General features: G+C 43.1%; 18 protein-coding genes. 9 read left to right on the top strand and 9 right to left on the bottom strand.

Annotation, left to right across the window (positions count from 1 at the left end; genetic code table 11):
• Nucleotides 1–225 precede the first annotated feature (225 nt).
• Nucleotides 226–1,716 carry a xylulokinase gene (gene xylB / locus CYL31_RS05495; RefSeq protein WP_212917946.1) on the top strand — a complete coding sequence of 497 codons (1,491 nt, stop codon included), beginning with the start codon at nucleotides 226–228 and terminating at the stop codon, nucleotides 1,714–1,716.
• An 83-nt stretch (nucleotides 1,717–1,799) separates the two neighbouring features.
• Here xylB and CYL31_RS05500 read toward each other — a convergent pair whose 3' ends face one another.
• The 6 genes from CYL31_RS05500 to CYL31_RS05525 all read right to left on the bottom strand — a co-directional run bounded on the left by CYL31_RS05500 (nucleotide 1,800) and on the right by CYL31_RS05525 (nucleotide 8,544).
• Nucleotides 1,800–2,696 (bottom strand): helix-turn-helix domain-containing protein, encoded by an 897-nt coding sequence (locus tag CYL31_RS05500; protein ID WP_212917947.1) that lies wholly within the window; start codon nucleotides 2,694–2,696, stop codon nucleotides 1,800–1,802.
• A gap of 176 nt (nucleotides 2,697–2,872) precedes the next feature.
• Nucleotides 2,873–4,303, bottom strand: a complete 1,431-nt coding sequence (locus tag CYL31_RS05505) for a mannitol dehydrogenase family protein (RefSeq protein ID WP_212917948.1) — start codon at nucleotides 4,301–4,303, stop codon at nucleotides 2,873–2,875.
• A 1-nt stretch (nucleotide 4,304) separates the two neighbouring features.
• Nucleotides 4,305–5,399 carry an ABC transporter ATP-binding protein gene (locus CYL31_RS05510; protein WP_212917949.1) on the bottom strand — a complete coding sequence of 365 codons (1,095 nt, stop codon included), beginning with the start codon at nucleotides 5,397–5,399 and terminating at the stop codon, nucleotides 4,305–4,307.
• 18 nt (nucleotides 5,400–5,417) lie between these two features.
• On the bottom strand, nucleotides 5,418–6,248 hold the full coding sequence (locus CYL31_RS05515; protein ID WP_212917950.1) for a carbohydrate ABC transporter permease: 831 nt from the start codon (nucleotides 6,246–6,248) through the stop codon (nucleotides 5,418–5,420).
• Between the two features lie 10 nt (nucleotides 6,249–6,258).
• Nucleotides 6,259–7,119, bottom strand: a complete 861-nt coding sequence (locus tag CYL31_RS05520; RefSeq protein ID WP_072839505.1) for a carbohydrate ABC transporter permease — start codon at nucleotides 7,117–7,119, stop codon at nucleotides 6,259–6,261.
• 105 nt (nucleotides 7,120–7,224) lie between these two features.
• A complete protein-coding gene (locus tag CYL31_RS05525) occupies nucleotides 7,225–8,544 on the bottom strand; it encodes an ABC transporter substrate-binding protein (RefSeq protein WP_212917951.1) in 1,320 nt (439 codons plus the stop codon).
• Between the two features lie 322 nt (nucleotides 8,545–8,866).
• Between CYL31_RS05525 and CYL31_RS05530 the strand changes: the two genes are divergently transcribed.
• Nucleotides 8,867–9,142, top strand: a complete 276-nt coding sequence (locus CYL31_RS05530) for an FAD assembly factor SdhE (RefSeq protein WP_212917952.1) — start codon at nucleotides 8,867–8,869, stop codon at nucleotides 9,140–9,142.
• A 73-nt stretch (nucleotides 9,143–9,215) separates the two neighbouring features.
• Nucleotides 9,216–9,572: a hypothetical protein gene (locus CYL31_RS05535; RefSeq protein ID WP_212917953.1), complete on the top strand. Its 357-nt coding sequence runs from the start codon at nucleotides 9,216–9,218 to the stop codon at nucleotides 9,570–9,572.
• A 39-nt stretch (nucleotides 9,573–9,611) separates the two neighbouring features.
• Here CYL31_RS05535 and nadB read toward each other — a convergent pair whose 3' ends face one another.
• Nucleotides 9,612–11,207, bottom strand: coding sequence for an L-aspartate oxidase (gene nadB / locus CYL31_RS05540; RefSeq protein WP_212917954.1), 1,596 nt, complete (start codon nucleotides 11,205–11,207; stop codon nucleotides 9,612–9,614).
• Nucleotides 11,208–11,439: 232 nt separating this feature from the next.
• Here nadB and rpoE point away from each other — a divergent pair, with 232 nt between their 5' ends.
• The 5 genes from rpoE to CYL31_RS05565 all read left to right on the top strand — a co-directional run bounded on the left by rpoE (nucleotide 11,440) and on the right by CYL31_RS05565 (nucleotide 15,596).
• Nucleotides 11,440–12,027 (top strand): RNA polymerase sigma factor RpoE, encoded by a 588-nt coding sequence (rpoE, locus tag CYL31_RS05545; RefSeq protein WP_212917955.1) that lies wholly within the window; start codon nucleotides 11,440–11,442, stop codon nucleotides 12,025–12,027.
• Between the two features lie 2 nt (nucleotides 12,028–12,029).
• Nucleotides 12,030–12,686: a sigma-E factor negative regulatory protein gene (locus CYL31_RS05550; protein ID WP_212917956.1), complete on the top strand. Its 657-nt coding sequence runs from the start codon at nucleotides 12,030–12,032 to the stop codon at nucleotides 12,684–12,686.
• Nucleotides 12,687–12,689: 3 nt separating this feature from the next.
• Nucleotides 12,690–13,658 carry a MucB/RseB C-terminal domain-containing protein gene (locus CYL31_RS05555; protein WP_212917957.1) on the top strand — a complete coding sequence of 323 codons (969 nt, stop codon included), beginning with the start codon at nucleotides 12,690–12,692 and terminating at the stop codon, nucleotides 13,656–13,658.
• The gene (locus tag CYL31_RS05560; RefSeq protein WP_212917958.1) at nucleotides 13,658–14,125 is read left to right on the top strand and encodes a SoxR reducing system RseC family protein; all 468 of its coding nucleotides are present in this window, start codon (nucleotides 13,658–13,660) and stop codon (nucleotides 14,123–14,125) included. Before CYL31_RS05555 ends, CYL31_RS05560 begins: the two co-directional genes overlap by 1 nt.
• 61 nt (nucleotides 14,126–14,186) lie before the next feature.
• Entirely contained in the window at nucleotides 14,187–15,596 is a 1,410-nt protein-coding gene (locus CYL31_RS05565) for a DegQ family serine endoprotease (RefSeq protein ID WP_212917959.1), read from the top strand.
• A gap of 109 nt (nucleotides 15,597–15,705) precedes the next feature.
• Here the strand turns inward: CYL31_RS05565 and argA are convergent, their stop codons facing one another.
• A complete protein-coding gene (argA, locus tag CYL31_RS05570; protein WP_212917960.1) occupies nucleotides 15,706–17,028 on the bottom strand; it encodes an amino-acid N-acetyltransferase in 1,323 nt (440 codons plus the stop codon).
• On the bottom strand, nucleotides 17,018–18,193 hold the full coding sequence (gene argE / locus CYL31_RS05575) for an acetylornithine deacetylase (protein ID WP_212917961.1): 1,176 nt from the start codon (nucleotides 18,191–18,193) through the stop codon (nucleotides 17,018–17,020). Before argE ends, argA begins: the two co-directional genes overlap by 11 nt.
• A 131-nt stretch (nucleotides 18,194–18,324) precedes the next feature.
• Between argE and CYL31_RS05580 the strand changes: the two genes are divergently transcribed.
• Complete coding sequence (locus CYL31_RS05580) at nucleotides 18,325–19,272, top strand: CYTH domain-containing protein (RefSeq protein WP_212917962.1); 948 nt, start codon at nucleotides 18,325–18,327, stop codon at nucleotides 19,270–19,272.
• Nucleotides 19,273–19,300: the final 28 nt, after the last annotated feature.

Consider the following 19,300-nt stretch of genomic DNA (forward strand, 5'->3'; position numbering starts at 1 on the left):
GCATTAGATGACGGATCGTTAATTCACTTAATGTTATTTATTTTGTTGATTAGATATGAAAACTAACGATTTTTATTATTTAGTTGTACTTAAAAGGCCAATTTATAGAATTCTATTGACTCTTTTCTCTATTATTTCGAGTATGAAACGCTATGGTCATAGTGGTGTAGCATGCCATACAAAAATTAAAACAAAATACTACTTTTGATGAAGAAGAGTAACGAAATGTATTTAGGTCTTGATCTTGGAACTTCAGGTTTGAAAGGCGTCGTTATCGACGATAAAGGTAATGTTTTGGCACAGGAGTCCGTGCCTTTAGCTGTCGATAGTCCGCACGCCACATGGTCAGAGCAAGATCCATTGACGTGGTGGCAAGCTTGTAAAGATGTTGTTGCTCAATTGCAGCAGCGTTTGGATTTGAGCAAATTGAAGGCGTTAGGATTGTCAGGTCAAATGCATGGCGCTACCTTGCTTGATGCAGAAGGTAATGTATTGCGACCTTGTATTTTATGGAACGATGGTCGTAGCCAAGCGCAATGTGAAGCCTTGATGACGCAATTTCCTGACTTGATCGAGCGTTCTGGAAACCTTTATATGCCGGGCTTTACTGCACCTAAAATACGTTGGGTACAAGAAAATGAACCAGAGGTATTTACCAAGTTGGCTCATGTATTGCTGCCGAAAGACTATTTGGCTTATCGATTGACAGGGGGGATGTCATCTGACTGTTCTGATGCTGCAGGTACGCTTTGGTTAAACCCTGAAACACGCAAATGGGATGATGCTCTATTGGCTGCAACTGGCTTGACTCAAGCCAATATGCCAAACGTGCATGAAGGTTGTGATGTCGTCGGTACCTTGTCTGAAGCAGTTGCTCATGAACTAGGACTTCCACAATTACTTGTCGTGGCTGGCGCTGGTGATAATGCTGCAGGGGCCGTTGGCATGGGCGTGACTAATCCTGGTCAAGGCTTTATTTCATTAGGGACGTCTGGCGTATATTTCACCGTGAGTGAGTCCCATAAAGCCAACCCACAAAATACCGTGCATGCTTTTTGTCATGCCTTGCCTAACCGTTGGCACCAAATGGGCGTTACCCTTAGCGCTGCAAATTCTTTAGCCTGGTTCGCTAAGCTGGTGGATAAGTCCGTTGCAGAATTACTGGATGCCCTTGAAGACAGTCATATCGAGCGCACTAATGTGTTGTTTTTGCCTTATCTAAGCGGTGAGCGAACTCCGCATAATGATTCGTTAGCGAATGGGCAATTCGTTGGTTTAAGCAATACAACCAATGTCGAAGCTATGACCTTGGCGATATTGGAAGGTGTGGCGTTCTCTCTATTGGATTGCCAAAACGCCTTGAGCAGTGCAGGAAGTGCTGTTGATGAGTTGTCTTTAATCGGCGGCGGTGCGCGTTCTGTAATGTGGCGCCAAATTATCGCCAATGTGTTAAATAAGCGTCTTATTTATCGTGATGGTGGTGACGTAGGGCCGGGCTTGGGCGCAGCTCGTTTGGCTCTTTTGGGCGAGAAGCAAAGCCAAGGTAAAGATATTGAGTCACTGATTGCTGAATATTGCATCATGCCGGATGTATTGGCAGTGCATGAGCCTGAAGAGGCTTTGGGGTCTTACTATCAAGAGAAGTATGCTTTGTACCAATCCCTTTATCAATCGACAAAAGACCTAAATGAAAAGCTGATGCTATTGTCGTCTTAGTCGTCATCTTTGTTTTAATAAAAAGCGCCGCGAATATTATATATTAGCGGCGTCTCTTTCATCGCATTAAGGCTTCTGTTGAACTATGAAACGGGTGCAATACCTTCAATGTGAATGTTGCTTTGAGTGCGGAAATCTCGAGGAGTGACGCCTTTTAACTCATGAAACCGGCGATTAAAGTTAGCTACATTATTAAACCCAACTTGAAAACAAATCGTTGCGATCTGCTGATCTGTTTCGGTTAGCAAACTGCAAGCACGACTGACTCGAACGCGGTTTACGAATTCAATAAAGCGGTTTCCAGTGGCTTTTTTAAAGAAACGCGAAAAATGGCTATCTGACATACCAATCAAATTGGCTACGCTAGAAAGTGTAATGTCTTGGCCATAGTTTTGAGAGACATAATCGACCACAGTGTTGATTTTACGCTGTAGTGTTTCATTAGATTTTAAGTCAATCTGCACTGTGGAAAGTAAGCGGTAACTTCGGCTTTGAGCCAATTTTTGAAGCAGAGGAAGCGCGAGGATTAATCTCGACAAACCACTAGAGTCACGTACTTTTTGAAAAATATCTTTTAGGTATTCGTGGTCTTGATCAAAAAATTCAATGCCTGATTTTGCTCTCGCTAACATAGGCAAAATTTCGGCTAACTCAGGGATGATTTTCATACCATTTGAAAAAGACTCATGGTCAAAGCGAATTACCATATCCCTAAGTTGAACGTCTTCTTGATCGTGTTGGCAGATCCAGTTATGAGGGAGCCGAGGGCCTGTTAAAATGAGTTGTCCTGGCAAGTAGTTACCAATGTAATCACCTACAAAAACTTTGCCCGATGTCGCGACGATAAAGTGCAACTCGTAATCATCATGGGCGTGCCATCGAATAAGGTCACACGGATAACCGTGTTCTAAATAGCGAATGGTTTCGTTATCTTCGACAATTTCGTATTCGGGCGTTATGCGTTTGGCGGTATTAGACATAATCTTCTCGCTCAGCAGCTTTCTAGTTGATATAGGACTTTAATTCTTTATCTCTTAAATTACTCGCTGCTTTTTCTTATTTTTAATAAAAAATACACTCAAGAAACTAAGGCAAAAGATTGTCGTTATTCGCCTTAGACTCTTGAATTAGATACTTTCATTTAGATGATAACTATCTAAGCATACTTTGCCATGCTTGTCTGAATTGCTTCAGTGAGTTGCGTAACAAAGTCTGGGAACTGTGTTGGAATATTACCCCATAAGAAGCGATCTGTTACAAAAGCCTGAATACCAGCCTTGTCATTGCTGAAAGCGGCTAGAGAAGCTTTATTTGGCTCATGATAAGGCGTGTTGAGCTTGCCTTGAGCAGATAGCTGAATAAAGGTGAACCAGCTGGCGATGCCCTGGATAGTTTTAACCGGAGTTCGACCTTTGCGATAAGCGCCTTCCAATGTAGGGAAAACAAAGATCGGAAATTTAGCATAGCCATCGGTGCAGATACGTTCCACAGTATCGCCAATATTTGCGTTGCTAAAACGCTGCGCAATAATACCGAAATAAGCTGGTAGATCGACCACAGAACTCCCAATTGCAGGAATTGAATCTTGCAGAATAAAGTCCGTAAAATACTGCTTTAATTCATCGTCACGCATGGCTTCATCAAAGTAGGTGAGGCCTTTTAATGCGGCTTGATAAGTCACACAAGTATGGCCAGCGTTTAAAATACGAATTTTAGCTTCTTCAAAAGGCACGACGTCTTTGACAAATTGCACGCCAACGAGATCAAGAGCGGGTTTTTTACCAGCAAACTTGTCCTCAACGACCCACTGAATGAAATCTTCGCCCATCACTGTCATGTTGTCATCAACACCGAAGCGCGAACGGACATCGTCTACATGTTGCTGGCTTGGCTTAGGTGTAATTCTATCCACCATAGAGCAAGGGAAAGACACATTTTCTTCTACCCATTCCGACAGCGCCGAATCTTGCTTAGCATCCAAAAACTGCATTAGGCCAGTTTCGAGTAATTCACCATTATGACGAAGGTTATCGCAGCATAATAGGGTGATTTTTGCCTTGGATGTTTCGCTACGCAGTTTAAGTCCAGCATACAGAAAAGCATAAAGTGTATTACGAGCGCCTTCTATATCATCCTTAATCGCTGGATGTTCCAGCATTAAACGACGATTTTCATCAAGGTAGTAACCGCCTTCAGTAACCGTTGATGTGACAAGCTGAGTCTTAGCATCGGCAAGTGCAGAGTCAACTTTTTCAGGCGCTTGTGCACCGTCAATTTGCTGAACAATAGAGCGGATATGTTCGTACTTTGTCTCGCCATCAGCCGCCATGGTTTTTAAAACATACTCGCCTTCTTGCTTAATAAAGCGAGCAAAAGCTTGACTGTCTTGTGGGCGAATATTAACGCCAATAATGCCCCAGTTTTGTTGTGTGTCATTAGCTAATAGTCGGTCGATGTACACGGCTTGGTGAGCACGATGAAACGCACCAACACCCAAATGCACTATGCCTGCTTGAACTGCTTCTTTTGAATAATTCTGAACAGAAAGCTGTTCTACATTTGAGGCAGCTTGTAAATAATTAGCCATATTAAGCCTCCTCTGGAATAACAGAGATGACACGATCATTTTCGTTAAACAAAATGATTTCTGACATGTCTATTTTGAGGCTGACTTCTTGTCCGTCTTTTAGCTCAGTTCGAGCTGGTGCCTTGATAATAATGGTTTGATCGCTAGATAATTGAAGGTGTGCGTAGGCTTCGGAGCCGAGGTGTTCAACCAATTCAATGCGACCAGATAAATCGCCTCCTTCCTCTACCAACGACATATGCTCTGGGCGAATACCAACAACAACCGAATCTGGCAGTGGGCCTTTTAAGCGCTTAGCAGGAAAAAGAATTTGCTGTCCAAGCAATTCAATCGCTAGATTATCTTCATGACGAACTATTTTGTTTGCTGCGATTAAGTTCATTTTTGGTGTGCCAATGAACTCAGCCACAAAGCGGCTATTTGGCTGGCGATAGAGTTCGAGCGGTGTGCCAACCTGTTCAATTTGTCCAGCATTTAAAATCACCACTCGGTCAGCCAAGGTCATGGCTTCAACCTGGTCATGGGTTACATAAATCATTGTCGTGCCAAGCTTTTTATGAAGACGAGCTAATTCCAAACGCATTTGTACACGAAGCGCGGCGTCTAGGTTGGATAGCGGCTCATCGAACAAGAAGACTTTTGGTTGACGCACAATGGCGCGACCAATGGCAACACGCTGGCGTTGACCACCAGACAGTTCTTTTGGTTTACGTTCTAATAAGGCGTCAAGTTGTAAAGACGCCGAAACTGAACGTACTTTTTCTTTGATTTCAGCATCAGATACTTTCGCAAGACGAAGAGCGAAGGAAAGGTTATCGGCCACCGTCATGTGTGGATATAAAGCATAAGACTGGAACACCATAGCAAGGTCGCGTTTTGACGACGCCACTTCGGTAATGTCTCTGCCGTCTAGTTCTATGCTTCCGCCAGTGCTGGATTCTAAGCCTGCAATAGTCCGTAGTAATGTGGATTTACCACAGCCAGATGGCCCAACGAATACGACGAATTCACCTTCAGTAATACTTAGATTAATGCCGCGCAATGCGTGGTAGCTGTCGTAATGTTTTTGTAGATCTGTGATCGCTAAGTAAGTCATAAAGAAACTTCCTAATAATTATTTTACGGCGCCGAAAGTTAAGCCTTGGACCAATTGTTTTTGACAGAACCAACCGAAAATAACGATTGGTGCGCAAGCAAGTGTGGATGCGGCTGATAATTTCGCCCAAAACAGACCCTCAGGGCTCGAGTAAGAGGCAATCATCGCGGTTAATGGAGCAGCATCGGATGCAGTCAAGTTGAGAGACCAAAAAGCCTCATTCCAACAAAGCACGATAGATAAAAGAGCAGTTGACGAAATAGCACCAACAGAAAGAGGTAGCACAACTTTCACCACTTCATCCCAAGGCGTGGCACCATCCATTCGCGCGGCCTCGAGGATTTCTTTTGGTAAATCTTTGAAGTAGGAAAACAACATCCACACGATAATAGGCAAATTCATCAGAGTGAAAATGATCACCAGAGCCGTTTTTGAATCCAATAATCCATAGTCTCTGCACAGGATATAAATAGGAACTAATACACCTACCGCTGGCAGCATTTTTGTAGAGAGCATCCAGAGCAAAATGTCTTTCGTACGCTTTCCAGGGAAAAACGCCATGGAGTAGGCGGCAGGAATGGCAATCACCAGAGCTATAATGGTTGAGCCAAATGACGTGACGACAGAGTTCCATGCGTGATGGATGTAGTCACTACGTTCTTGAACGATTCTGAAGTTATCTAGTGTCGGTTCAAAAAACAGCGATGGCGGCACAGATATCGCCTGAAGTTCGGTTTTGAACGAGGTGATAAACATCCAAAAAATTGGAAAAAATAACACCAATGCTACCGACCATGCGAATAGTCCGGTAAGAATGGTTTTGAGTTTGCGTTGTTGATTAAGAGTCATCGTATTCACCTCACACCGTTAAGTTTTTGCCAACGGCACGAATTAAGAAAAAGGCCACGATATTGGCAAGCAATACGGCAAACAAACCACCAGCAGAAGCCACACCAACGTCATATTGCAGAAGCGCTTGGTTATAAATTAGATACGCCAAGTTAGTACTGTCGTAACCTGGGCCACCACCAGTGGAAACGAAGATTTCAGCAAACACCGCTAGCAGGAAGATGGTTTCTATCATCACAACCACGGCTATTGGACGTGCAAGATGAGGAATGGTTAGGTAACGGAAAATGTGTAAGCCCGTTGCTCCGTCCATTTGTGCCGCTTCTTTTTGTTCCGTATCTTGCGATTGAAGAGCAGTAACAAACACCAAAATAGCGAAAGGTAACCATTGCCAACTGACCATGATAATGATTGACACTAACGGGTAACTTGATAGCCAATCTATGGGTTCAAAACCTAGCGATTCTGATATCCACGCAAAAATGCCGTAAACAGGGTTCATCATCATGTTTTTCCAAATCAATGCGTTGACTGTTGGCATAATGAAGAAAGGGGAAATTAACAAAACACGAACAATGCCTTGTCCAAAGAAAGGTTTATCTATTAAAGCCGATAGCATCACACCTAAGACCACAGTGATGATTAAGACGGACAGTAGCAAAATTAAGGTGTTCGATACCGCTGGAATAAAGCCAGGGTCAGTAATAAAGAATTCAAAATTCATCAAACCGACGAAGTTATTCTGACCTGGGTACAATAAGTTGTAGCGGATGGTGGAAAAATAAATGGTCATGGATAACGGGATGATCATCCAAACCAAAAGCATGATGACTGATGGTGCCATTAATAAGCGAGTGATTGAGCGCTTCATGTTGAGTTTCTCTTATTATAAGCAGGGAAATCTGTTCTTAAGTAGAACGAATCAAAAGTAAGAAATAGGGCTTAGCCCTATTTCTTTGTCGAGCTTAATGAATGGTTAGTAATAACCCGCTTGACGCATTTGACGATCTGCAGAAGTGTTTGCAGATTTCAAAGCTTGATCGACTGTCATAGAGCCAGACAATGCGCCTGAGATCATTTGCCCTGTAGTCGTACCAATTGCTTGGAACTCAGGGATAGCAGCAAACTGAACACCTACATAAGGAGACGGTTTTAGCGTACTGTCAGTTGGATCAGCTGAATTGATGGCTTTTAATTCCGCATCAGCAAATACTGCCGCTTTTTGGAACTTAGGGTTAGCATAAGTGCTGGCTCTTGTACCTGTTGGTACCGCAGCCCAGCCATTTTTTTCGCCAACCAATTGGATGTATTCTTTAGACGTCGCCCAACGAACGAATTTTTGCGCAGCGTCGGCGTTTTTAGTCGCAGCTGGGATACCAAGAGCCCATGACCAAAGCCAGTTCGCGCCTTTTTCTGTCACAGCATAAGGAGATTGAGCGAAGCCCACTTTGTCAGCGACTTTACTTTGTTTAGGATCGGTTACGAAAGATGCCGCGATAGTTGCGTCAATCCACATGCCGCATTTCCCTTCATTGAATAACGCTAGGTTTTCGTTGAAACTGTTGCTGCTTGCGCCTGGAGGTCCGTATTTATTTAGCAGGTCAACATAGAAGTTAACGGCGTTTTTCCATTCCGCTGTTTCTAGTTGAGGTTTCCAGTTTTCATCAAACCAACGAGCGCCGAAAGAGTTCGCCATGGCGGTCATGAATGCCATGTTGTCACCCCAGCCAGCTTTGCCACGTAAGCAGATACCATAAATGCCTTTTTCTGGATTATTTACAGCTGCTGCTACATCACGAATATGTTCCCAGCTGTCACGATCATTTATTTCCATGCCAGCGGCTTTCACAAGGTCCTTACGGTACATGACCATAGAGCTTTCGCCATAGAATGGCGCTGCATACATTGTGCCCTTATAAGAAAGGCCACCACGAATAGATGGCAGGATGTCTTTTGCATCATAGCTTCCACTGGTGTCGACAGCTTGTAGCCAGCCACGTTCACCCCAGATAGGCGCTTCATACATACCAATAGTCATGACGTCATAAAGACCACTTTTGTTGGCGATGTCTTGTGTAACGTTTTGACGTAAAACACCTTCTTCTAAAGTTACCCATTTAACTTTGATGTCTGGGTTGGCTTTTTCAAATTCAGGTGTGAGTTTCTGCATTTCGATCATGTGGCCATTGTTTACAGTAGCCACTGTGATTTGAGTTGCTGAGAAGGCGCTAGCAGCTGTCATAGCCGCCGTGATAGATACCGCATAAGTTAGGGTATTTTTGGTAAGGCGTTTCATAGGTTTCCCCCAGTTTGGAGCTCTTTGTTTTTATAGTCGTACCTAATTCTTGATAATTGCTCATCAAGTGATCATTAATATAGGCTATGTCAGAATTGACCTGTTAATACATAAATAGCCAATAATTGTACTATTTTGTTTCATTTTGGGGTTATTGATAGAAATTGAGTCAATTTAATACTCTTTTGATGTCCTTTAATTGACTCTATCTCTATGTCTAATAAGGTTTTATGTGATAAATATCAGTGAATGATGCTAAGGCATTTTCGTTTTTTTTGTATAAATGGCTATAATGGCGACATTCTATTTCAAGGGTAATGTCATGAGTGAAACCACAGATTCGATTAGTTTTAAACGTCTTAAAATGCAGTGTCGTCGTGGCATGTTGGAACTTGATGTTCTGCTTGAGCCTTTTTTAGCGGATGTGTATTTGACGTTGGAAGAGGAAGATAAACAGCGCTTTGTTAATTTGCTTGCCTGCGAAGATCAGGATCTCTTCCCTTGGTTTATGCAAAGTTCTGTGCCTGAAGATCCTGATCACGCACGTATTGTTAATATAATTTTGTCTCGTGTTCAGCCTGAAAACTACCGAGCTTAAATGCTCATGGATCAGTATAGGGCTTTGGCTATTGTTAGTCGTGGCTTATGCTGCTCTGTTACAGGTTTATTGGATGCCTGCCTTTTGGCGGGCATTGCTTTATCTGAGTGTTGGCTTAGGATGGTTGGCACTACTCATTCGAATATTTTTTCAATCTTCCCAGCAGATAGGAATCGATGAACAAGGCGCGTTCCTATTAGATCGAGGGTGTTATGAAAGGCTGCTTTTTATCCGTGTCAACGGCGTTCAGCTGATTGCTAAAGTGGATCAAGGGCAGACATTCTGGGGGCTGATTTTTCCCAAATATCGAGTGATATATCGAGATAGTGTGTCGGGAGATCAGTACAAAATACTGCGCTCTTATGCGGCACAGCAAATTTTTCTGCGCCGCAGTGAAGATGCTAAAAAACGTTTAAGTTCAAAAGCTTAGCTCTAAAAATTTATGTGTTCTAAAAAATTAAAGCGCAGCTTAGTCTGTGTTTTTTGGTGTCAGTATCGTCGGTGTACTGGTGGTTAGCTTATTTGGATAATCTAACGTGAAGTGCAAGCCTCGGCTTTCTTTTCGAGACATGGCTGAGCGTATGATTAAATCTGCTACTACTGCTAAATTTCGCAGTTCGAGTAAATCATTAGAAATCTTATAGTTAGCGTAAAACTCTTGGATTTCTGACAGTAATAAATCAACTCGGTGCTTTGCTCTTAATAGGCGCTTATCCGTTCTAACTATCCCTACATAATCCCACATGAAACGTCGTAATTCTTGCCAGTTGTGGGTAATTACTACGTCTTCATCAGAGTTTGTCACCTTACTTTCATCCCAATCTGGAATCGTTACATCATTGGTTTGTAAATGGTTCTCAGAAATGTGATGAGCGGCAGAGCGAGCAAAAACAATACATTCTAATAAAGAGTTACTTGCTAGACGATTAGCTCCATGAAGACCGGTATAAGCGGTTTCACCAATAGCATAAAGGTTGTCTATATCGGTTGCGCTGTGACGGTTAACAACCACGCCACCACAAGTATAGTGCGCAGCTGGTACGACAGGGATTGGCCCTTTCGTCATGTCATGGCCATATTCTAAACAGCGTTTATAAATGGTTGGGAAGTGCTCTTTGATGAACTCTGGATCTTTATGAGAAATATCCAATAAAACATGGTGAATCCCAAGACGTTTCATCTCGTGGTCAATTGCTCGTGCAACAATATCTCGCGGTGCCAATTCCTCTCGTTTATCAAACTTCGCCATAAAGCGAGTGCCATCCGGCAATAAGAGTTTGCCGCCTTCGCCACGAACCGCTTCAGAGATCAAAAAAGTTTTGGCTTTTGCATCGTAAAGGCAAGTAGGGTGGAATTGATTGAATTCCATATTGGCGACTCGACAACCTGCACGCCACGCCATGGCAATGCCATCGCCAGAAGCCGTATCTGGGTTACTTGTGTAAAGGTAAACCTTGCTGCTACCGCCGCATGCCAATGAGATGAAACGGCCATGAAATACTTCAATGACATCATCGTCTAGATTCAAAGCATAAACACCAACCGCTCTATTTGGGCCGGTGATGCCGAGTTTTTTAGTAGTGACCACATCAATGGCCACCCGATCAGGGAAAAATTCGATGTTGGGGTGATTGCTCGCATTTTTAATAAGCGTTTTTGAAATCGCTAACCCTGTCGCATCGGCGCTATGAATAATGCGTCTGTGGCTATGACCACCTTCTTTTGTTAGATGGTATTCCTCGCTTTCCCCATAACGGGTGAAAGGAACGCCTTGATCGATTAGCCAATCAATACTTTCTTTAGAGTGTTCAACGGTAAAGCGAATGGCTTCCGGATCGCCAAGCTCAACACCCGCATCTATGGTGTCATTTATGTGTGAATCTATCGTGTCTTTATCCGACAATACAGCAGCGACACCACCTTGAGCATATAAAGTGGATCCTTCGCGTATATCTGCTTTGGTCAAAATGGCCACGCGGTAGCTATCGGCCAGCTCAAGAGCAAGCGTTAGCCCCGCGGCTCCCGCACCAATAATGACGATGTCGTGTTTATAATGTCGGCTCATGTTATTGATCTGATTATGGCTAAAAAATTAATGTTACTATTGTTGCCAACAAATAGTGAACACTTTCTGAGATCACATTTTGAATATTCATCATACTTCATTATTTAGAGTGGGTTAGTATTTCTTTAAATAATGATATTGATAATATGAAATGGGAACTCGCTGGGTTGAACGTTGTCTTCTCTTGTAACAAGCAAGGGCGCAGACGAGTAGTTTTTTATATGAGGTGCCTATGCAGCACGAAACGTCTTCTGATCAGGCGTTAGTTGAGAAAGTACAGCAGGGTGACAAGCGGGCGTTTGATCTGTTAGTTATCAAATATCAATATAAGGTCATCGGTTTAATTGGACGTTATGTACAAGATAGAAGTGAAGTACTGGATGTAGCTCAAGATAGCTTTATTAAAGCGTATCGTGCGATAGGGAGTTTTCGTGGGGAAAGTGCTTTTTACACTTGGTTGTATCGTATTGCTGTTAATACAGCGAAAAATCATCTTGTGAGCCGTTCTCGTCGCCCTCCAGAATCAGATGTTGAGTTGGACAATGAAGAGGTATTCAGCGTGTATGAGTCCTTAGCGGATATAGACACGCCTGAAGCAAAGTTAAACAGTGATCGCCTTGAAAAAGCGATTCATTATGCAATTCAACATTTGCCTGAAGAATTGCGTAGTGCATTAACATTACGTGAATTTGATGGTCTGAGTTATGAAGATATTTCATTGATCATGGACTGCCCAGTAGGAACAGTTCGATCACGCATTTTTCGCGCTAGAGAGGCGGTAGAAAAACACATAAGTCCATTGATGGATGCAGGAGAGTAAATATGACAGCTTTAAACGGCAGTTTTCCAAAAAATGATTGCTCCCGAGAAAATGATAACCCACCAGAAGTTCTTTCTAGCTTGTCAGCTATGTTTGATGGTGAAGCGACGGAGCAAGATATTGAGCAGCTATTAGAGAGCGATAGTACTGAGTTAAGTCGTAAGTTAGAAACTTATCATTTAATACAGCAGGCGCTACATAAAGATTCACCGGTTGCGGTTGGTCTTGAAGATAGCTTGATGCTGCGCATTCGCGCAGGAATGAATGTAGATGCATCCTTCCCTGAAATGCAAGACCCGAGAAGTGATAATAATCTACTTCCATTTGTGTTGCCGAACGAAAAAAAGTCAGTTCGATCGGCTTGGCGTGTTGCATTTTCTAGTGTTGCTGTAGCTGCTAGTGTGGCTTTTATGATTATTCTGGGTGGCAACGAATTATTAACACCCGACTCTACAACCTCTAACTTAGTGGCTGAAGTACGATCTCCCGCTGCCAATATGGTGGTAACGCCATTAGAGGAGTTGGATAAAGATACTCTGCAGATAGATAATGTGAGGTTGCAGAACTATCTTCGACAACATGCAGAACAAGCCGCTATGACGGTAGGTCAAGGGATGATCCCTATGGCTAGAGTCGTTAGTTACCCTGTAAAAGAGTAAGTTATGAGATTATTTTCGCCATTACATATTTTTTTCACACTAGTATGCCTTACTATTTCGGGTGTTAGCCTAGCAAGTAATACTAAGCCCGATGATGCATTGCATTTATTGAGAAGCATGACGCAGTCGTTTTCTACGCTGAGTTACGATGGCGTGTTTGTGCACTCTGAAGCAATGAATATGAACAGTATGCGTGTTCGTCATGATTTGATGGGCGGAGTGGAATATGAAAGTTTGGTGGATTTAGACGGCGACAAGATTGAAGTCTTGCGTATTAATGACAAAATCATTTCTGTCTATCCAAATGCACTTGTTGCGAATATGCGGGCTCCTTTAGTGCCGCCTTTTAAACGCTTTAAAGATGTAGAAAGTGATCGGCTTATTAAGGGCTACGATATGATCGTCGGTGACCATACGAGTCGAATTGCGGGCCGTAAAGTGGTGGCTGTAAAGCTTGTTCCTAAGGATCAATATCGTTATGGACACCAATTTTGGTTAGACGAAAAGAATCACTTTCTTTTAAAGCATGACATGATGAAAACCGATGGTAAATTGCTGGAAAGAATTCAATTTACCTCTGTTAATTTTGCCCCTGACTTGAAAGATAAGGACTTTGTCCCAAAAGAGGGTAGTTACACTGAACCCGTTATAGAAACTCAGCCAAGGCGTGTGAAAAACCTTTGGCAATTTGACTGGTTACCAGAAGGTTTTTCTCTGGTTTGGCCTGAAGCAAGATCTTTAAATCATGGTACCAGTATGTTGCTGTTATCTGATGGAATGGCGACAGTATCTATTTTTGTTGAGCCGACGATGAAGCCCAAAGCAATGTCCATTTTAAATATGGGCGCGACCATCGCAGGTGAACGTAGTATTAAAGTAAAAGATCAGTTGTATTTGTTGACTATGGTTGGCGAAGTTCCAGAACCTACCATTGAAAAACTGATGACCGTATTTATGCCAAGGCAAGAGTAATGATTGAAGAAACGGGAAGAGTATTATCTGTAGAAGATGGTTTTGCTGATGTAGAAACAATACGTACTAGCAGTTGTACTTCTTGTCGTGCTCGTCATGGTTGTGGGCATCACGCTATTGCTCAAGTATCTTCTTCGAATCGGATGCGTATGCGGGCAATTGACCCTTTATCTGTGGCGGTCGGACAGAGTGTTGTCGTTGGGATTCCAGAAGATACTTTATTGCAGGCCTCTGTTTGGATGTATCTGATTCCATTGCTCGGTTTGGTTGGCGGAGCGGTTATACCGTCCTTGTGGGGCGGTGAATCTGGCATCGCGGTTATTTTCTCTATTATTGGTTTTGCTGGTGGTTTGTTATTAGCCAGAAATAAGTCAAAACAAGAAATGAATAACCTTGATTATTACCCCAAAATTTTAAGAATTGAATCGCTTAACGATGGTTATATTCCCTTGGTCGTGACATCGTAAGTATCTAAATGTCTTCACCTGGCACTGTAATGAATTTGGTACGTCTTAAGGAGACCAATCAATGAACAGATTGCTTAAACAAGTTAGCGTGGTTGTCGTCAGTGGTTTTATGATGGCGTCGATGTTGACTCATGCGGCTTCACTCCCTGACTTTACTGAGTTAGTGGAAAAAGCCTCTCCCGCTGTTGTGAATATCAGTACGGAACAAACTGTAACCACAAAAACGGCTAACGAAGGAGGTCAGCAATTAGGGCCTAACAGTGAAGAGCTTAATGAGTTCTTCAAACACTTCTTTGGTCAACAGCCTTTTGGCCAACAAGCACCGCCACAGCAGGGACAGCGCAGTTCATTGGGATCTGGTTTTATCGTTTCCCATGATGGTTATGTATTGACCAATAATCACGTTATTGATGGTGCGGATGTAATTCATGTGCGTCTTAATGATCGACGTGAATATGTCGCCAAACTGGTTGGTACAGACCCTAGAACCGACTTGGCTCTACTTAAAATCGAAGCTGATGACTTACCTATCGTTAAAATGGGGGATTCAGATAAGCTTAAGGCTGGTCAGTGGGTATTGGCGATTGGTTCTCCATTCGGCTTTGACTACACGGTGACCGCCGGTATCGTTAGTGCAACAGGGCGAAGCTTACCATCTGATAACTATGTACCATTTATTCAAACGGATGTAGCGATTAATCCAGGTAACTCTGGTGGTCCTTTGTTTAATTTAGACGGTGAAGTTGTTGGTATTAACTCACAAATTTACACTCGTTCTGGTGGTTTTATGGGCGTGTCGTTCGCGATTCCCTCTAAAGTTGCCATGTCTGTTGTGGATCAGCTGAAGAGTGACGGTAAAGTATCTCGTGCTTGGTTGGGTGTGTTAATTCAGGATGTAAACAATGAGCTTGCAGAATCGTTTGGTTTAGACAGATCAAACGGAGCGCTGATAAGCCGAGTATTGCCTGACTCACCAGCAGAAAAAGCTGGTTTGAAATCTGGTGATATCATCTTGAAATTCAATGGTGAATCAATCGCGCATTCCGGTGAGCTGCCTTACATTGTTGGGCAAATGAAAGCGGGTGAAAAAGTTGATGCCAGAGTCTATCGAGATGGTAAGGAGCAAACTATTTCCGTGACGCTAGAGGCACGACCAAATGACCCTAAAGTGGTGGCGCAATCTCAACAAGATCAAAACCGTCTTGGTATGATTGTAGGTGAAGTGCCTGCAGACATGGCGAAGAACTTTGATATTGATAATGGTGTTGTTATCGAGCAAGTACTTGGTGGTACAGCGGCACGTAATGGTTTGCAGCAAGGTGATGTGATCACCATGTTAAACGGCGAGCGTATTACTAGTGTTGAGCAATTTGGTGAAGTAGCCAAAGACATTCCAAGTGGGCGTTCTGTGCCAATGCGAGTTATCAGACAGGGTTACCCAATGTTTATTCCATTTAAAATAATGGACTAACAGATAATCAGTTAAAGTAGTAAAAAAATAAAAAGGCGACCAATCGGTCGCCTTTTTATTTCAATTTATAGGGTATTTAAAATGACAGGTTCACACCACAAGCGAATATCTAAAGTGCCTTTGAAAAGATTTTAGAATTTCGTTGGTAATTGTACAGTGCTTGCTTTTGCGTTGGTAAACTCGCCAACGTCGTTTCACTAAAGCCACGCTCAATAAACCAATGAGCAGTTCGCGTGGTTAGCAAGAATAGGGTTGAAAGGTTAAGGCGCTTAGCGGCTTGTTCTATGCCTTTTAGTAAGCGTTCACCACGGTTAGAGCCACGATAATCTGGCGATACTGCCAAACAAGCTAATTCACCTGAATACTCTTGCTCAAACGGATAAAGTGCTGCACAGGCGACAATTGCACCATCGCGCTCTATAACAATAAAGCGATCTATTTCGTTTTCTAGTAGTTCGCGAGATCGTCTTACCAAGACACCTTTTTCTTCAAGCGGAGCTAACAATGCCATCATGCCGCCAACATCATCAATGTGAGCAGGGCGCAATTGCTCATAGCTGTCTTCATCAATCATGGTGCCTGAGCCTTCACGAGTGAAGAGTTCTTGTAATAGGCCACCATTTTCATTGTAAGAAATTAAATGTGCTCTTGGTACGCCTTGGCGCACGGCTTGAACGCAGGCGTCCAATGCGGCGTGGGTGATGGTAGAAAGCGTTTTTTCCTTAAGAATCGCTTCGGCGTCTTTGGTTAATAGCTCTGAGTAGAGTTCGCCGTCACTTTTGAATACGCCCTCTTCTTCAGAGAAAATAACCAGCTTGTCTGCTTTAAGTTGTACCGCAGCTTGGATGGCAACGTCTTCGCTTTTTAGGTTAAATACTTCACCTGTTGGGGAAAAGCCAAGATGAGGCAAAAGCACCATGTTGTCATCTTCAAGCAAGCGAAAAATGGCTTCGGTATCGATTCGGCGAACTTCACCTGTGTGTCCATAATCTATACCATCCACGACGCCCAACGGTCTGGCGATAACATAATTACCACTACACACTTTTAGTCTAGCGCCATCCATTGGGGTGTTTGAAAGCCCCATGGAAAGCTGAGCCTCGAGTTGCACGCGCACCGCTGCAGAGGCTTGGATAATATCGAGTAGCTGATCTTGTGGCGTGACGCGATAGTCATCTTCGACACGGCTGACTAAATGTCGATTAGATAGCGCTCGGCTTATCTGTGGACGAGCGCCTTGTACTAAGACAAGGCGAATTCCCAGTGAGTCCAGCAAGGCAAGGTCGTGAATGATGCTTGAAAAGTGAGCGCATTCTACCGCCTCACCTGGAATCAATATGACAAAGGTTTTTCCCCTATGGGCATTAATATAGGGGGAAGAATGGCGGAACCAGTCCACATAATTGAATTCTTCAGGCACGCTATTCCTCATTTTTCTGCTCGTTTAATTGAAGGCAAAAACGCTCGATTAGACCGCGAATTACCTTTTGCATAGGCTGGATCTGATCCAGTGCCATAAATTCATTTGGCTGATGGGCTTGATCAATAGAGCCCGGGCCTAAAATTAAGGTTTCCATTCCCATTTGATTCAGGAAGGAACCTTCTGTTGCAAACGCCACTGTACTTGCTTGACGATTGGTTAAGGCTTCACAGGCTTTTATGATATCCGATTCGATTGAGGTATAAAAAGACGGAACATCAGGAAATAAACTATTTAGTTGTATTATTGTGCCAGTTTTTTCTTCGATACGCGGTAATATTTGAGCAATTTCCGCCATTAATGCTTGGTTGCTCATACCTGGTAGCGCCCGTAAGTCAAACTCTAGTTCACAGCGTCCGCAAATACGGTTTGGGTTGTCGCCACCATGAATGCAACCGAAGTTCATCGTTGGATAGTCAATGACAAAGCTAGCATCGCGATAGTTTGTTTTAAGTTGCTGACGAAATATCATTAATTCGGACATCACATCATGCATGGCATCCAGCGCGTTGTTTCCCAAGGAAGGGTTAGAAGAATGTCCAGATTGCCCAGTCACTTGGATACGCTCCATCATAATGCCTTTGTGTGCGTAAATAGGTGTTAATGAGGTGGGTTCACCGATTAAGGCGTATCGTGCCTTTAATGAACCTCGCTCAACCAAGGCTCTTGCTCCAGACATTGAGCTTTCTTCGTCAGCGGTTGCCAAAATAATAAGCGGCTGTTTTAAATTAGATAGCTGCATTTGACGAACGGTATCGAGCACAATGGCAAAGAAGCCTTTCATATCACAGCTGCCAAGGCCGTAAAGTTTTTGCTCTCTTTCTTCCAACTTAAAAGGGTCTGATTTCCAGCGTCCTTTATCGTAAGGAACCGTATCTGTGTGGCCTGATAGCACCAAGCCTCCATCGCCACTTCCGAGTGTTGCAATTAAGTTGAACTTATTAGGTTGGTCTGGCAATGGCATGACTTCGCACTGAAAGCCTTGGGAGCTAAGCCAGCTTTCAAGTAATTGAATCACGCCTTTATTTGACTGATCCCAATGGGCTTGACTACAACTGATAGAGGGCGAAGCAATAAGTTGAGACATCATACTAATAAGAGATGGAAGTGCGGGCATAAAGGATATTCCTTGAATCCGAGTTATTTTCGAATATTACTACGGTAAGCTAGGCATCTGGTACACTTGCTCGCACATTATTTTTTCTTTGTTGTTTGCTCAACAGCAAAGGTTTTAGAGGTTTGTATATTATGGCTACCGAGCTAGAGCTAAAGTTAATGCTTCACTCTGAGTATCTCAAGTCCGCGAGTGAATTTCTTGATGAATTTTGTGCATCTTCTAAAACAGATGAACAATCTCGTCAGCCTACATTGGCCTTGATGAATGCGTATTTTGATACGCAAGACGCGGATCTGATGCAAGGTGGTATGGCGCTGCGTATTCGTGCTGTTAACAATAAGTTTATTCAAACCGTAAAAACGCGAGGCAGCAACCGCATTGGCATGCATGCACGTGGTGAATGGGAGTGGTTTGTACCCAGCGATCAATTGGATTTGTCTTTATTAAAAGATGTTCCTTTGCCCGATTCACTGCAGGATATGTCTTGGTGTAGCAAATTGATCGAAGTTTATCGTACGGACTTTGAGCGACAGGTTTGGAATATCAAAACCCAAGAAACAAAAATGGAAGTGGTTTGCGATCAAGGTTTGGTAACCTCTCCTTATGGTAAGGACTCGATTTGTGAGTTAGAACTGGAGCTGAAAGAGGGCAACGAGGCGGGTTTGTATGAATTTGCACTGCAACTTGCAGAGCGAGTACCCGTTCAAGTCAGTATTGTTTCCAAGGCGCAAAAAGGTGTGCGTTTAAAATACGGACAGATTGAATTTCCTAGCAAGCCTGTAAATACGTCTAATTCTCTAGAATTAGCCGCATATTGGTATGAGGTGTGGTTGGTTTATTGGGAAGCCATGTATTTTATGAGAGACGAAGCGCTCATGCAGCCTTTGCGTCATTCTATGGCTCAATTAAAAGCCTGTTTGCCCAACGAATTAGCGCAAGGATTAGAGCGCCTAGATGGCGAACTGGAACAACAACTTGTCGAGGAAGAAGACTTGTTGCTGAAAAAACTAGCAGGCATGACTCAAATTGGTATAACTATGCTGACAGTTGGGCAATGGTTAAACCAACAAGCTGTGTAAAAAATAAAAAGAAGATTTTGTAAGGAAG

The organism is Marinomonas sp. A3A (genome assembly GCF_018336955.1).
GTDB classification, from domain to species: Bacteria; Pseudomonadota; Gammaproteobacteria; order Pseudomonadales; family Marinomonadaceae; genus Marinomonas; species Marinomonas lutimaris.

Excerpts from the sequence above, each read along its gene's own strand:
- xylB (WP_212917946.1), top strand. The coding sequence starts at position 226 with ATGTATTTAGGTCTTGATCTTGGAACTTCAGGTTTGAAAGGCGTCGTT.
- CYL31_RS05500 (WP_212917947.1), bottom strand. The coding sequence starts at position 2,696 with ATGTCTAATACCGCCAAACGCATAACGCCCGAATACGAAATTGTCGAA.
- CYL31_RS05505 (WP_212917948.1), bottom strand. The coding sequence starts at position 4,303 with ATGGCTAATTATTTACAAGCTGCCTCAAATGTAGAACAGCTTTCTGTT.
- CYL31_RS05510 (WP_212917949.1), bottom strand. The coding sequence starts at position 5,399 with ATGACTTACTTAGCGATCACAGATCTACAAAAACATTACGACAGCTAC.
- CYL31_RS05515 (WP_212917950.1), bottom strand. The coding sequence starts at position 6,248 with ATGACTCTTAATCAACAACGCAAACTCAAAACCATTCTTACCGGACTA.
- CYL31_RS05520 (WP_072839505.1), bottom strand. The coding sequence starts at position 7,119 with ATGAAGCGCTCAATCACTCGCTTATTAATGGCACCATCAGTCATCATG.
- CYL31_RS05525 (WP_212917951.1), bottom strand. The coding sequence starts at position 8,544 with ATGAAACGCCTTACCAAAAATACCCTAACTTATGCGGTATCTATCACG.
- CYL31_RS05530 (WP_212917952.1), top strand. The coding sequence starts at position 8,867 with ATGAGTGAAACCACAGATTCGATTAGTTTTAAACGTCTTAAAATGCAG.
- CYL31_RS05535 (WP_212917953.1), top strand. The coding sequence starts at position 9,216 with ATGCCTGCCTTTTGGCGGGCATTGCTTTATCTGAGTGTTGGCTTAGGA.
- nadB (WP_212917954.1), bottom strand. The coding sequence starts at position 11,207 with ATGAGCCGACATTATAAACACGACATCGTCATTATTGGTGCGGGAGCC.
- rpoE (WP_212917955.1), top strand. The coding sequence starts at position 11,440 with ATGCAGCACGAAACGTCTTCTGATCAGGCGTTAGTTGAGAAAGTACAG.
- CYL31_RS05550 (WP_212917956.1), top strand. The coding sequence starts at position 12,030 with ATGACAGCTTTAAACGGCAGTTTTCCAAAAAATGATTGCTCCCGAGAA.
- CYL31_RS05555 (WP_212917957.1), top strand. The coding sequence starts at position 12,690 with ATGAGATTATTTTCGCCATTACATATTTTTTTCACACTAGTATGCCTT.
- CYL31_RS05560 (WP_212917958.1), top strand. The coding sequence starts at position 13,658 with ATGATTGAAGAAACGGGAAGAGTATTATCTGTAGAAGATGGTTTTGCT.
- CYL31_RS05565 (WP_212917959.1), top strand. The coding sequence starts at position 14,187 with ATGAACAGATTGCTTAAACAAGTTAGCGTGGTTGTCGTCAGTGGTTTT.
- argA (WP_212917960.1), bottom strand. The coding sequence starts at position 17,028 with ATGAGGAATAGCGTGCCTGAAGAATTCAATTATGTGGACTGGTTCCGC.
- argE (WP_212917961.1), bottom strand. The coding sequence starts at position 18,193 with ATGCCCGCACTTCCATCTCTTATTAGTATGATGTCTCAACTTATTGCT.
- CYL31_RS05580 (WP_212917962.1), top strand. The coding sequence starts at position 18,325 with ATGGCTACCGAGCTAGAGCTAAAGTTAATGCTTCACTCTGAGTATCTC.